The organism is Pontibacter sp. JAM-7 (genome assembly GCF_048548695.2).
In the GTDB taxonomy this organism is placed as follows: domain Bacteria; phylum Pseudomonadota; class Gammaproteobacteria; order Pseudomonadales; family Balneatricaceae; genus Neptuniibacter.
In genome coordinates, this window is the sequence record NZ_JBLYIF020000003.1 from 151,275 (window position 1) to 164,868 (window position 13,594).

General features: G+C 52.8%; 12 protein-coding genes. 4 read left to right on the forward strand and 8 right to left on the reverse strand.

Annotated elements, in window-relative coordinates; all coding sequences use genetic code 11:
* Positions 1-4: 4 nt before the first annotated feature.
* The 3 genes from lipA (at position 5) to ACFVYJ_RS05155 (ending at position 4,555) form a co-directional block, all read left to right on the forward strand.
* A complete protein-coding gene (lipA, locus tag ACFVYJ_RS05145) occupies positions 5-997 on the forward strand; it encodes a lipoyl synthase (RefSeq protein ID WP_419413971.1) in 993 nt (330 codons plus the stop codon).
* A gap of 89 nt (positions 998-1,086) precedes the next feature.
* A complete protein-coding gene (locus ACFVYJ_RS05150; protein ID WP_419413972.1) occupies positions 1,087-3,963 on the forward strand; it encodes an HD domain-containing phosphohydrolase in 2,877 nt (958 codons plus the stop codon).
* A 154-nt stretch (positions 3,964-4,117) separates the two neighbouring features.
* The gene (locus tag ACFVYJ_RS05155) at positions 4,118-4,555 is read left to right on the forward strand and encodes an OsmC family protein (RefSeq protein ID WP_419413973.1); all 438 of its coding nucleotides are present in this window, start codon (positions 4,118-4,120) and stop codon (positions 4,553-4,555) included.
* An 81-nt stretch (positions 4,556-4,636) separates the two neighbouring features.
* On the opposite strand, the gene ACFVYJ_RS05160 is transcribed toward ACFVYJ_RS05155, so the two are convergent.
* From ACFVYJ_RS05160 to leuS, 4 genes are all read right to left on the reverse strand, one after another.
* Entirely contained in the window at positions 4,637-4,972 is a 336-nt protein-coding gene (locus ACFVYJ_RS05160) for a c-type cytochrome (protein ID WP_419413974.1), read from the reverse strand.
* A 61-nt stretch (positions 4,973-5,033) separates the two neighbouring features.
* Positions 5,034-6,062, reverse strand: coding sequence for a DNA polymerase III subunit delta (holA, locus tag ACFVYJ_RS05165; RefSeq protein WP_419413975.1), 1,029 nt, complete (start codon positions 6,060-6,062; stop codon positions 5,034-5,036).
* A 5-nt stretch (positions 6,063-6,067) separates the two neighbouring features.
* On the reverse strand, positions 6,068-6,574 hold the full coding sequence (locus ACFVYJ_RS05170; protein WP_419413976.1) for an LPS-assembly lipoprotein LptE: 507 nt from the start codon (positions 6,572-6,574) through the stop codon (positions 6,068-6,070).
* A gap of 10 nt (positions 6,575-6,584) precedes the next feature.
* Positions 6,585-9,179: a leucine--tRNA ligase gene (leuS, locus tag ACFVYJ_RS05175; RefSeq protein ID WP_419413977.1), complete on the reverse strand. Its 2,595-nt coding sequence runs from the start codon at positions 9,177-9,179 to the stop codon at positions 6,585-6,587.
* Positions 9,180-9,314: 135 nt separating this feature from the next.
* On the opposite strand from leuS, the gene ACFVYJ_RS05180 reads away from it, so the two are divergent.
* Entirely contained in the window at positions 9,315-9,836 is a 522-nt protein-coding gene (locus ACFVYJ_RS05180) for a zinc ribbon-containing protein (protein WP_419413978.1), read from the forward strand.
* Here ACFVYJ_RS05180 and lnt read toward each other — a convergent pair.
* Genes lnt through ACFVYJ_RS05200 form a run of 4 tightly spaced genes read right to left on the reverse strand, consistent with a single transcriptional unit; the run spans position 9,817 to position 13,594 of the window.
* Positions 9,817-11,289 carry an apolipoprotein N-acyltransferase gene (gene lnt, locus ACFVYJ_RS05185; protein WP_419413979.1) on the reverse strand — a complete coding sequence of 491 codons (1,473 nt, stop codon included), beginning with the start codon at positions 11,287-11,289 and terminating at the stop codon, positions 9,817-9,819. The two genes, ACFVYJ_RS05180 and lnt, sit on opposite strands and share 20 nt — an antisense overlap.
* A 7-nt stretch (positions 11,290-11,296) precedes the next feature.
* Positions 11,297-12,133 (reverse strand): HlyC/CorC family transporter, encoded by an 837-nt coding sequence (locus tag ACFVYJ_RS05190; protein WP_419413980.1) that lies wholly within the window; start codon positions 12,131-12,133, stop codon positions 11,297-11,299.
* 34 nt (positions 12,134-12,167) lie between these two features.
* Positions 12,168-12,617 carry an rRNA maturation RNase YbeY gene (ybeY, locus tag ACFVYJ_RS05195; protein WP_419413981.1) on the reverse strand — a complete coding sequence of 150 codons (450 nt, stop codon included), beginning with the start codon at positions 12,615-12,617 and terminating at the stop codon, positions 12,168-12,170.
* Complete coding sequence (locus ACFVYJ_RS05200; protein WP_419413982.1) at positions 12,614-13,594, reverse strand: PhoH family protein; 981 nt, start codon at positions 13,592-13,594, stop codon at positions 12,614-12,616. Before ACFVYJ_RS05200 ends, ybeY begins: the two co-directional genes overlap by 4 nt.

Sequence of the window (13,594 nt, forward strand, 5' to 3'; positions counted from 1 at the left end):
ATACATGTCCGAAATTAGTGAAAAACAAGCCGCCTCCAACTCGCCGCGTCGAGTGGAACAGGGCGTTAAACTTCGCGGTGCCGATAAGGTAGACCGCATCCCCGTTAAAGTGATTCCCACCGCCAAGGAAGATATGCCCCGCAAGCCAGACTGGCTGCGTGTGCGAATGGGATCGAATGCCAAGGTGCAGAGCATCAAGGACAAGTTGCGTAAGCATAAACTGGCTTCAGTATGTGAAGAAGCTAGTTGCCCAAATTTGGGTGAATGTTTTAGCCATGGCACCGCAACCTTCATGATTATGGGTGATATATGTACCCGTCGCTGCCCATTCTGCGATGTGGCGCATGGGCGCCCCAATCCACTGGCTGAGAATGAGCCGCGGGAGCTGGCAGAAGCGATTGCCGACATGGAACTGAAGTATGTGGTCGTTACCTCTGTCGACCGTGATGACCTGCGTGATGGTGGCGCTGCGCATTTTGCCAGTTGCATCACTGAAACCCGCAGCCGTGTGCCCACTATTCAGATGGAAATCTTGGTGCCGGACTTCCGGGGTCGTATGGATATCGCCGTGGATATTCTTACTGAGACGCCACCGGATGTGTTTAACCACAATATGGAAACCGTGCCCCGTCTTTATCAGGCAGTGCGTCCCGGTTCTGATTACCAGTGGTCGCTGGATCTGCTGAAACAGTACAAAGCGCGTAACCCTGATGTGCGTACCAAGTCTGGCTTGATGGTAGGCATTGGTGAAACCAATGAAGAGATCATTCAGGTGATGAAAGACCTGCGTGCCCATGATGTGGATATGCTGACCATAGGCCAGTATCTGCAGCCAAGCCGTGATCACCTCAAAGTAGAGCGTTTTGTGACTCCGGATGAGTTTGACGAATTCAGTCGTATTGCCAAAGAGCTGGGCTTTAAGCACGCTGCTTGTGGGCCGTTAGTAAGGTCTTCGTACCATGCTGATCTGCAGGCAAAAGGCGAATCTGTCAGTTAGCATCACAAGCTGTGGCGCTAAGCCGGAACATGTTATGAAGGAAAGCACCGGGTCCCTTGAGCCGGTGCGGTAGGCTGTCAGGGAGGCATATGGCTGACAAGAGATCCTTTGAACTGTCATTACAGACGGTGCTCAGTGGTGTATTGATTGTCAGTACTCTATTGGTCAGCCTGATGTTGGTGGGGAATTCCTATTACAGCAGTCGCTCGTTACTGCTGCAGGCTTCAGCAAAATCGGCCCAGCAACTGGGTGAAAATATAGACCTCCAGATGCTGAGGGTGATCAGTCCACTTGATTCAACTCTGAGCCTGTTAATTCATGACCCTTTGGCTGGGGCGGAAACCCTGACACAACGGAACCAGAGTTTGGCATTGCTGGTTGAAGTATTGCGGACGCATCCGGTTGTCAGCTCAGTCTATGCCGGTTATCCCGATGGCAGTTTCTTTCTGGTCCGCTCTTTGCGTAACCAGAAAATTGCCAGTAGTGTCATGGCACCGGACAATGCTGCCTATATGGTGCAAAGTGTAGAACGCAGCCCGGCTAAAGATGCTCAGGGCCAGTGGCATTTTTACGACCAATATCTGACGTTACTTGAGTCTGCGTCTCAAGCCGATTATGCATTTGATCCCCGTTCCCGGGCATGGTTTCAGCAAGCCAGTCAGTCCGATGCTCAACAAACTATCCTGACCCACCCTTATGTATTTTTTACCTCCGGTGAAATCGGCCTGACATTGGCGAAACAGGATCCGGGAACGGGTACGGTAATCGGTCTGGATGCCTCCGTAGAGGACTTGTCAATGTTCCTCGGTAAACTCCGGTTGACTGACGGTACTGAGCTGGCGGTAGTGAATGATAAGGGAAGCATTATCGCTTACCCGGACCTTTCTCAGCTGGTGCATACCACGGTGGAAGGTTCTCTGCGCCTGGCACATACCAAAGAGTTAACCCAGCCTGTGTTACATCGTTTGGCTTCGGCAGCAGCGTTGCCAGCGGATACTATTAAGTATTTACAGATGGCCGGGGGAGAGTGGTATGGATTATGGGTGCCACTGGCAACCCTGGCGGGATCCGAACTAAAACTGATGATCGCAATACCCGCGGAAGAGTTGCTGGCGGATGCTAAGTCGGGAGCGTGGCTGCAGCTGCGTTGGACCGGTCTGATTATTCTGGTGTTGTTACTCTTAGCCTCTTTGCTGGGTCGCAAAATATTCCAGCCCTTTGGTCGACTGTCGCGTGAAATAGAGAATTTTGCCTCTTTTGATTTCAGTCAGCCAGCGAGCACCCAGTCGCATATTGCTGAGGTTAATGAACTCAGTCGGGTGTTGTCACATATGGCCGGCACCATCGTGCATTTCCAGAAGATTAGCCGTACTTTAGCCCGGGAAAAAAATCTGGACCGCATGCTGGAGCAGGTGACTTTTCACCTGAAAGAGAGCACTACAGCCAACGGTGGGGTTATTTACCTGCTGGATGAAGAGGCCTGTACCCTGACATTGGCTAGTCAGGCGGACCTGCCTGATGCTCAGCCACAGCTGACTTGTGAAAATTGTAATCCAGAAGGCCTTCGTTCCTGCGTGCGGGCAATGTTTGGCGATGAGAAAAACAACATATTGACCACGGCGCTGCTGGATCGTGAAGGCCAGCCAGTAGGAGTGCTGGGCTTGAAGATGCCAGACCTGGCAGCGCAGTATGAGCGCTCACACCGCCGGTTTATTACCGAGATGTCCGGTTCAGCCGCTACGGCCATAGAAACCCGGCGCCAGGTTGAGGTTCAGCGTAATCTGATCGACGCCATTATCAAATTGTTGGCCGATACGATTGATGCCAAATCACCTTATACCGGAGGGCATTGTCAGCGGGTGCCCGAGCTTGCCAGCTTGCTACTGGATGCTGCGGAAAACAGCCAGCAGCAGCCCTTTACCGATTTCAGTATGGATGAAGAGGAGCGCTATGAATTCCGCATAGCGGCCATGTTGCATGACTGCGGTAAAATCACCAGTCCGGAATATGTGGTGGATAAAGCAACCAAACTGGAAACGATTTATAACCGCATACATGAGGTGCGTACCCGCTTTGAGGTGCTATGGCGGGATGCTGATATAGCTTACCTTAAGGGGCTTCAGGCAGGAGGCGATGCGGAAGTACTCGCCGCTGAGCGGGAGCAGCTACAGCAGACGTTACAGCACGAGTTTGCTTTTGTGGCAGCAGCCAACCTTGGAGGCGAATTTATGCAGCCTGAGGATATCGAGCAGTTGCAGCAGATAGGGCAGCGCACATGGCAGCGTCACTTTGATAGCCGTTTGGGCTTGTCCCGCGATGAAATGAGTCGTCTGCCATCCGGTGAGGCTTTGACATTGCCAGTGACGGAGACCCTACTGGCAGACCGGGTAGATCATATTGTGCCCTGGAGTGGTAAGCGACCGCCGGTTGAACGTGATAATCCGGAGAATATTTGGGGGTTTGATATGGCGCTGCCGGAGCAGGCATTCAACCTTGGTGAACTCTACAATCTAGGCATTCAGCGCGGTACCCTGACGACGGAAGAGCGCTTCAAGATCAATGATCATATTGTTCAGACCATCTGTATGTTGTCCTCATTGCCGTTGCCGGCAAGCCTGAAAAAAGTCCCGGATATCGCTGGTAATCATCATGAAAAAATGGACGGAAGCGGTTATCCGCGAGGCCTCAAAGCGGGTCATCTGAGTGTTCCTGAAAAGATTATGGCGCTGGCTGATATTTTCGAGGCGCTGACCGCTGCTGACCGGCCTTACAAGGAAAGCAAAACACTGGAAGAGTCACTGCGCATCATGGCATTTATGGCCCGTGACCAGCATATCGATGGTGAGCTGTTTACCCTGTTTGTGACTGAAGAGGTGTATCAGCAGTACGCGGATAACTTTATGAAACCACATCAGATCACTCCCGTGGACAAAGCGAAGGTTCTTAAAATTGCGGCGGGCGACTGATTTGGGGGCCGGAGTGATTCGCGGCTGAAATTGCAGTGCATTAAAAAGGAGCCATTGGGCTCCTTTTTAATGTGCCAAAAACCTGTTCTGCATCAAGTCATCACTGCCCAGGCTTGTATAATATTAGGTATAGCTTATTTAATAAGGGATGGTTATGGCCAATACTAAACAGCTTGAAGTTCAGTCGAGACTTGAACAGGGTTGGCAGATGCCAGCTGTTATTCGGCAGCACCAGGTGTTGATTGACCAACCTAAACACGGTGGTGGTCAGGATCAGGGGCCTACCCCGCTGGAATATTTCCTGTTTGCCATGACCGGCTGTATCGGCACTGTGGCTAAGATTGTGGCGCACCAGGATCGGATAAAGCTGCATAGCATTGAGGTTAAGGTTTCTGGTGATATTGATATGGATGGGTTGATGGGACGTTCACCTGAGGCCCCGGTGGGGTTTACCCGAATCCTAATCGAGGCGCAGATTGATGCGGAGTTGTCAGTTGAGGAGAAACAGGCGTTTTTGGATAAGGTCTGCCATCGCTGTCCGTTACATGCCAATCTGACGGGTGCCACTAAGCTGGAAAACCGGCTGATTTAGTACCGTTAGCGTTAAGGGTTTTGTAGTATCTGATAGCCAGAGATAATACGGTTGATGTCAGGTGTTAATACTGAGGTTACTTCAGTCTGATGTATTGGGCTGATGCAGCAGCTTTACAACATACTCAGTCAGCGCGTTGCTCTGCTGATCATTGAGCAGGTCGAACTGGGGCATCTGGTGAACTTCATCTCCCGCGCGGTAGCCATAGCGGAACAGCAGTAACACTTGGTGCGACTGTAATGGCGGGTGGGTGCGACTTAATTCGAAATGTGCACCGGGGTTGCCTTTGGCATGACAGGATTGGCAATAATACTGGTACAGCTCTTCGCCGGAAGTCATTTTGCGCGGATCATCAGTGCCGCAGCCGCCGAGAAAAAGCAGCGTCCCGCAGAGCAGCCCCAGGTTGATTCTTAACATACGAGGATTCTTTTTTTTTCTGGATGGTAGCATCGTCGTCGACTTGCAGCCAGTAACGGACTCAGAGGTTGTGACTGAGTGCCAACGGTTTACCTGCCAGTGTCATGCAGATACGGCTGATTTCGAGCCAGCCATCGCCGCGGTGCAAGCCTTTTATGATGCGATCAATGATGGCTGCCTGGGCGAGGGATTGTTCGAGTGATTGATCGGTGACCCGCCGCAGTGCCTGGCGGATCAACCCTTTGCGGGCTCCCCAGATCTTTTCTCGCTGGCAGACGGTATCAAAGTTCTGGCCGTGCTGCTGTGCCTGTTTTACTGCGCTCAAGGCGCGGATTTCTCGACTGACCGCCCATAATACTACCGGCAGCTCAGTGCCATCCTGTTGTAAAACGTTGAGAATTTTTAAGCTGCGGCTGGCGTCACCCCGTAGCATGGTGTCGGTCAGGCCGTAGATATCGTAGCGGGAGCTGTCAGATACCGCATCTGTGATGATATCGGCACTGATCGGTTGCTGGCCGAATAATAGACTGAGTTTGTGCAACTCCTGATCAGCGGCCAGTAAGTTGCCTTCAATCCGGTCGCACAGTAATTGTACCGCGTCCTGTTCCAGTTGCAGTCCCAACTTGGCGGCGCGTTGCTGGAGCCAATTCGGTAGCTGTGCCAGGTCTACAGGCCAGATCTCAACAATGACTCCCTGTTTATCAATGGCTTTAAACCAGGCGCTTTTTTTGCCCGCACCATCCAGCTTGTCTGCGGTGATCAGCAGTACATTGTCCTGTGGAGGATCTTCAAGATAGCGGCAGAGTACCTCGCTGGCCTGCTTATTGGGTTTGTGGCTGGCAAAGCGTAATTCGATAATTTTCTGCTCGGCAAACAGCGACAGGTTGCTGGTGCTTTGCAGCAGCGCATCGACACTGAAACTGCCATCAATATGCATGACTTCACGTTCGCTAAAGCCTTGTTGCTGCAGATGTTGGCGCAGTTGGTCCAGTGCTTCTTCCCGTAGCAGGGGTTCGTCACCGGTCAGCAGGTATACCGGCGCAGTCTGTTTTTTTAACTGGCCGGTGAGCTGATCAGGGCGAATTTTCATGCGGGTTACTGGTTGCCGCTGGCAAGATAACGGCGCAGGATGCTTTGCGCGACAGACTCGTGCAGTTCTTGTTTGAACAGTCTTTCCTGCTCAGAACTGGCGGCCGCCGCATTACGGTTGTAGGTATACACCCGCTCCTGTTGCAGGCGAATATCTTCGGTCAAAGGGTTGCCTTCACTGTCGGCGATATGAAAAGTGACGAGCAGTGACAGTTCATATTCGTCGACTTCGGAGCCGTTGGACAAGCTCACCGCACGGCGCTTGTAACGGCTGGAAAGCAGCACGATACGGTAGGGTGCGCCGGTACGCTGTTCAATGTCGTTATAACGCAGATTATCACGCAGGCTCTCTAGTAGCTCTGATGAGGCAGACATTACCTGCAGGGTAACGCTTTGTTTATCTGCCGGCACGTCCTGCGCACCACGCAAATGAAATCCACAGGCGCTTATCAGGCTTACCATGCCGGCTATCAGTAGTAGGCACAGAGGACGGGAAAACATGCGGATTTTCATTTGTTGCTCCTTAACCGACAACAATATTCACCAGGCGACCCGGCACTACAATTTTCTTGCGGATAGCCTTATCACCGATATGCTTCTGTACGTTGCTATCCGCTAGAGCGGTATGCAACACCACGTCCTGGTCGGCATCGGCGGCAACCGAAATTTTGCTGCGTACCTTACCGTTGACTTGAACGACCATTTCCAATGTGGAGCGTACCAGTGCGCTTTCATCCACTTCGGGCCAGCTGCTTTGTAGCAGATTACTGGAGTGTCCCAGTTCTTGCCAGAGCTGTTGGCTGATATGCGGCACAATCGGTGACAGCAGTTTAATTGCGGCTTCCAGCGCTTCCTGAGTTACGGCGCGCCCCTGTTCGCTGACATCGACAAATCGGCCGATGCTATTGGACAGTTCCATCACCGCTGCAATGGCGGTATTGAATGTCTGGCGGCGTTCTACATCGTCTGACACTTTCTGGATAGTTTCATGCACTTTACGGCGCAGATCCTGTTGTGTCTCAGTCAGGTCTGAAGGAATGTTCAGCGGTGTTACCGGTGCGCCTGTGGCCAGATGATCAAATGCCTGCTTCCACAAGCGGCGCAAGAAGCGGTGCGCGCCCTCTACGCCACTGTCGGACCACTCCAGTGATTGTTCCGGTGGCGCAGCAAACATCATAAATAAGCGCACCGTGTCGGCACCATAGCGGTCAATCATTACCTGTGGGTCAATACCGTTATTTTTCGATTTCGACATTTTCGACATGCCAGCAGACAGTACTGGCTCGCCGTCAGTTTTGTGGCGGGCACTGATCAGGCGGCCTTTATCGTCGGTCTCTACTTCAACATCGGTCGGTGCAATCCAGTCCTGGCTACCGTTGGTGTTTTCCCGGTAGAAGGTTTCTGCCAGTACCATGCCTTGGCACAGCAAACGCTGGAATGGTTCATCGCTGTTGACCAGCCCCTCATCGCGCATCAGTTTGTGGAAAAAGCGTGAATAAAGCAGGTGCAGAATGGCGTGTTCGATACCGCCAATGTATTGATCGACCGGCAGCCAGTAGTTGGCTTTATCCGGGTCGAGCATGGCGTTTTCTGTACCACGGCAGGCGTATCGTGCGTAATACCAGGACGATTCCATAAAGGTATCGAAGGTGTCGGTTTCCCGCTCAGCTGTACCGCCGCATTCAGGGCAGTTGGTCTCGATAAACGAAGCCATTTTTTTGATAGGCGAGCCTGAACCGTCAAACTCAACCTCTTCCGGTAACACGACGGGCAATTGGTCTTCCGGCACTGGTACAGAGCCGCAGTCAGCGCAGTTGATAACCGGAATAGGGGTGCCCCAATAGCGTTGGCGGGATACGCCCCAGTCACGCAGCCGGAAATTGACAGTCACGCGACCTTTGCGTTTGGCTTCCAGGTCTGTGGCAATCGCTTTAAAAGCAACATCAAATTCAAGGTCGTCATAGTCGCCGGAATTGACCAGCACGCCTTTGTCGGTGAAGGCTTCTTGGTCGATATTGATAACGCGGTCGTCAGTCGGACGAATGACCTGTTTAACTGGCAGGCTGTATTTGTGGGCAAACTCCCAGTCACGCTGGTCATGGGCGGGTACTGACATAACCGCACCGGAACCGTAATCCATCAGGACAAAGTTGGCGGTCCAGACCGGGACTGTTTCACCGGTCAGAGGATGGACCGCTTCGATGCCCAGGGGCATACCTTTTTTCTCCATGGTCGCCAGATCTGCTTCGGCAACTTTGGTATGGCGGCACTCTTCTATAAATGCTGCCAGCTCTGCGTTATTTGCGGCAGCTTTCAGTGCCAGCGGGTGTTGGCTGGCAACGGCAACATAGGTCACCCCCATCAGGGTATCGGGGCGGGTGGTAAAGACATCTAAATCGCCAAAATCTGCGACGTGGAATACCAGGTCAACGCCTTCGGAGCGACCAATCCAGTTTTTCTGCATGGTGCGAACTTGCTCAGGCCATTGATCCAGCTGATCCAGATCGGCGAGCAGTTGTTCTGCATAATCAGTGATTTTCAGGAACCACTGCGGAATTTTTTTGCGTTCGACAGGTGCCCCTGAACGCCAGCCGCAGCCATCAATGACCTGTTCGTTGGCCAATACAGTCTGATCTACCGGATCCCAGTTTACTTCGGCTTCTTTTTTGTAAACCAGGCCTTTTTTCATCAGCCGGGTAAAGAACCATTGCTCCCAGCGGTAGTATTCCGGGTGGCAGGTGGCCAGTTCACGGTTCCAGTCGTAACCAAAGCCAAGCTGCTTGAGCTGGTCACGCATGTAGCTAACGTTTTCATAGGTCCATTTGGCCGGCGCGACCTTGTTTTTCATGGCGGCATTTTCAGCGGGTAGACCAAATGCGTCCCAGCCCATGGGTTGCAGTACATTCTTCCCCTGCATTCGCTGGTAGCGGGAGACTACGTCGCCAATGGTGTAATTGCGCACGTGCCCCATGTGCAGTCGGCCGCTGGGGTAGGGGAACATGGATAGACAGTAGAATTTCTCGCGATCCGGATCTTCGGTGCAGGTGAAACTGTCTTGTTCTTCCCAATAAGTCTGGATTTGGGCTTCAATATCAGAGGGGCTGTAGTGTTCGTTCATTACGCTTGTCGTCAGGCCTGGGGCTGCAAACCGGCATCTGGCTGACGCCGATCAAATGTTGAATCGAAAAATCTGGCATAGGATACAATATATACATCACAGCCAACAGAGCCGATCCCGGTGTGGAGTCTATTTATGGACAATAAAACCAACAAAAACAGCCAATTGTCGGCAAAAGATTATGATCGTGTATTGCAACGTCTGACTCGTACGCTGGAACAGGCAGAGGTTCAGTCGTGGGATGTGCTGCAAGAGCAGATCCGTGAGGCGGCGGAGCTGGAGCTGGCCGCCGAGGAGATGACCAAGGATGAGTTGTCTTTGCTGACGGCTTATTTACAGCGGGACCTGAAAACCATGGGATTTTACGCCCATGAAACCGGGCGTGGCATTGCGGCATGGTTAAAGTTTGATCTTGATGCATTGGAGGGCACCCTGGCCGGATTGCTGACTAAAGTGGCGGATCAGACCCGGGTTGCTCATGAAGAGTTGCGCGAACGCATTGGGCACGCAGATGAGCAGTATATGGCAGGTGAACTGGCGACCGCGGGTACGCTGCATTGCCTGGGTTGTGGCGCTGAGCAGATATTGGTCAAGACAGGCAAGCTGCAGCCTTGTGGCAAATGTGGTGAGCGGTTTTTCAGTCGCCCTGGCGAATAGCCGGACGGCGTATACTTACCATCAGCAGCAAGACAATCATTGCTAGCAGCGGCCAATCGCCAAGCCACTGGTAAGGGGTCTGGCCGCGCATTTTCTGTACCTCGCCCCGCAGTACCCCCATTTCAAATTGCGGTAGCTGTGCAATGACTTTGCCTGCCGGGTTAACCAAGGCGGTAATGCCGTTATTGGTGCCGCGAATCAGCCAACGGCCGTTTTCCGCTGCCCGTGCCCGGGCGATCTGTAAGTGTTGTGCCGGGGCGATGGAGTTACCAAACCAGCTATCGTTGGACACGGTAAGCAGGAAGTCTGCCTGGCGGCTCATCTCTCGTACCAGTCCTGGGTACGCAATTTCATAACAGATTGCAGCGCTGAGTTTCATGCCCTGCACCTGTAGAGTGGTCTGCGATTGTTGTGGCAGAGCAAAACTGGACATGGGCAGGTTAAAGAAACTGATTAAGCCACGCAGCCAGTTTTCCAGCGGCAGGTACTCACCGAAGGGTACCAGGCGCTGTTTGTGATAGGTGCCGGTGTTGCCTGTGAGTAACACCAGGCTGTTATGTACCCGGTAGCCTCTGGGCTGCGTGGGGTCCGGGCTCATGGTAGGCATGCCACTGAGCAGGGTAACGGCATGTTCATCCAGGTGGTTCAGCAATGGCGCGAGTGGCTCGACCACTTGGCTGAAAAATGCGGGTATAGCGGTTTCCGGCCAGACAATTAACTGCTGGTCAGTCTGGGATTGACTAAGCTTGATATACCGTTGCAGGATCCAGTCTCGATTGGCTGGCTGCCATTTATCATTTTGTGGGATGTTGGGTTGTACTAATGCCAGCCGCAGGGTTTCAGGGGCAGTTTCGGTCCACTGCTTTGGCAGCAGTACGCTGGTAAAGGGCAGGATACTCAGGAGTAACCAGGCCGGTTGGCGTTGCAGGCAGGCCAGACCGATACCCATGCCCATGAATGTGATCATCAGGCTTGCCAGCCATACACCGCCCAGTGGCAGCCATCCCGCCAAGGGTGTGTCCAGCGTCGCATAGCCAAGATATAGCCATGGGAAGCCGGTAAATAACCAGCTGCGCAGCCACTCGAGCAGTAACCAGCAGCCGATAAAACCAAAAGCGGCAACGTGGCGACTGAACCAGCGCCGCCAGATATAGCCCTGAATGGCGAATAACAGCGCCAGGGAGGTCACGAAAAGCAGTGTCAGCAAACAGGCGATCAGCAGTGGTGTCTGGCTATGTTCGTAGATACTGACAAATACCCAGGACACCCCACTACCAAAAAATGCACAGCCATACAGCCAGCCGAGCAGTGCTGCTTGCTTTGGTGAGGTATCGCGCAGTGCCCAGTACAGGCAGAGAGGGGCCAAGGGGGCCAGCCAGACCCAGGATAAGGGTGCTAACGCCAGGGTGGTGAGCAAGCCGCCAAGCAGACAGATGAGGATGCGAAGCGGCATAATTGACTCAGTTACAACGGCTGACCTGAAGCAGGCGGATGCGCCGGTTATCGGCGGACAGTACTTTAAAAATGAAGCCATCGACTTCAACGCTTTCGTCTTTTTTCGGCAGTCGGCTGAAGTGTTGGGTGACCAAGCCGCCAATGGTATCAAACTGGTCATCTGGCAAGCCGGTGTCAAAGTAGCTGTTGAAATCTTCTATCGGGGTCAGGGCTTTGACGATATAGGCGTTTTCCTGGAAAGGTTTGATCTGACCATCATCATCATCTTCGTCATGTTCGTCTTCGATTTCGCCGACGATCTGTTCCAATACATCTTCGATGGTAATCAGGCCCGAAACACAGCCATATTCGTCCATTACAATCGCCATATGATTGCGGGTAACACGGAACTCTTTCAGCAACACATTAAGGCGTTTGGATTCGGGAATAAACGTGGCCGGGCGCAGTTTACTTTGCAGATCAAACTGTTCGGGATCGCCTTCCAGAATCATGGGTAGCAGATCTTTAGCCAGCAAAACCCCGGTAATCTCATCAGGATTTTCTCCAATGACCGGGAAACGGGAGTGGGCACTGGAAATAATGACAGGGAGGAATTCGCGTGGTGTCTGGTTGGCATCCACTACTACCATTTGTGAGCGAGGGAGCATGACATCCCGAACCTGCATGTCAGACACCTGCATGGCGCCTTCGATAATGGTTAATGCTTCGGTATCCAGCAGGTTGTCATCGCTGGCCTGCCGCAGGTCTGTCAGCAGGTCTTCACGACTACGGGGTTCATCGGAAAACGCGTGGGTCAGCCGGCTTAGCCAGCTTCGGGGTTGTCCCGATCGATCATCGCTCATGCGAATTATGGTTTCCTCTCTGTAGGTAAATCGGTTACCGATATGGATCGGCAATGTTAAGGCCAGCCAAGATCTGGCGCTCCAGCGCCTCCATCTCTTCGGCCTCTGTTTCATTTATATGGTCGAATCCAAGCAGATGCAAGCACCCATGTATCACCATATGTGCCCAGTGATCCTTAGACGCTTTGCCCTGCTCGGCGGCTTCTTCTGCCACGACATCGGCACAAATCACCAGGTCGCCGAGAATATCCAACGGGATACCTTCGGGGACTTCAAATGGGAATGATAGAACATTGGTGGGTTTATCTTTATGGCGGTAGGTACTGTTGAGGTGCTGACTTTCAGTCTTATCAACGATACGTATACACAGCTCACCGCCTTCGTGACGTTCTGCCAGTGCGGCATTCACCCATTGCGCCAACTGTTCAGGGGTGGGCAGGCCTGTCTCGTCGATCTGATACTGCACCTCGGTATGGGTGCTCATGAGGAGGACTGCTCCTGTTTTTCGAACCGGTCATAGGCCCGCACGATATGCTGCACCAGTGGATGGCGTACGACGTCATTGGCGGTAAAGCGAGTAAAACCGATGCCTTCAACGCCTTTTAATACTTCGCTGGCATGCAATAGTCCGGAGCGGGTGCCTTTGGGGAGATCTATCTGGGTGACATCGCCGGTGATGACGGCAGTCGAACCAAATCCAATACGGGTCAGAAACATTTTCATCTGCTCCCGGGTGGTGTTCTGACTTTCATCCAGAATAACAAAAGCATTGTTCAGGGTTCGGCCACGCATATAGGCCAGTGGCGCGACTTCAATAATATTGCGCTCGATCAGTTTGCCAACCCGTTCAAAACCCAGCATTTCGTAAAGTGCGTCATACAGAGGACGCAGATAAGGGTCGACTTTCTGGCTCAGGTCTCCTGGCAGAAAGCCCAGTTTTTCACCGGCTTCCACCGCTGGGCGTACCAGGAGAATGCGGGCAACCTCTTCACGTTCCAGAGCATCAACCGCGCAGGCGACCGCCAGATAGGTCTTGCCGGTGCCTGCCGGCCCAATCCCGAAGTTGATATCCTGAGTGCGAATAGAGCGTACATAACCGGTCTGGTTCTCGCCTCGCGGGCGGATCAGTGTTTTCTTGGTGTGGATAACGACGCTGCCATGCTCAGTCTCGGTGGCTACAGGTGCTTCGATACCGGTCTGCTGCAGTTGCAGGTGAATCTGCTCAGGCCCAATGCTGTCGCCTTGCTGGAGCTGTTGATACAGCTGCACCAGTAACGTTTTACCCGCAGCGACCCTGGGTTGTTCACCCAGTAACTGGAAATCGTGGCCATGATTGCGAATTTCAATACCAAGGCGTTGTTCAATCAGCTTAAGGTATTCGTTGAATGGCCCGCACAGCAGCGCCAGACAGCGACTGTCATCGGGCGTCAGGGTCAATTGGGTTGAGTGTAGGTGGCTCAA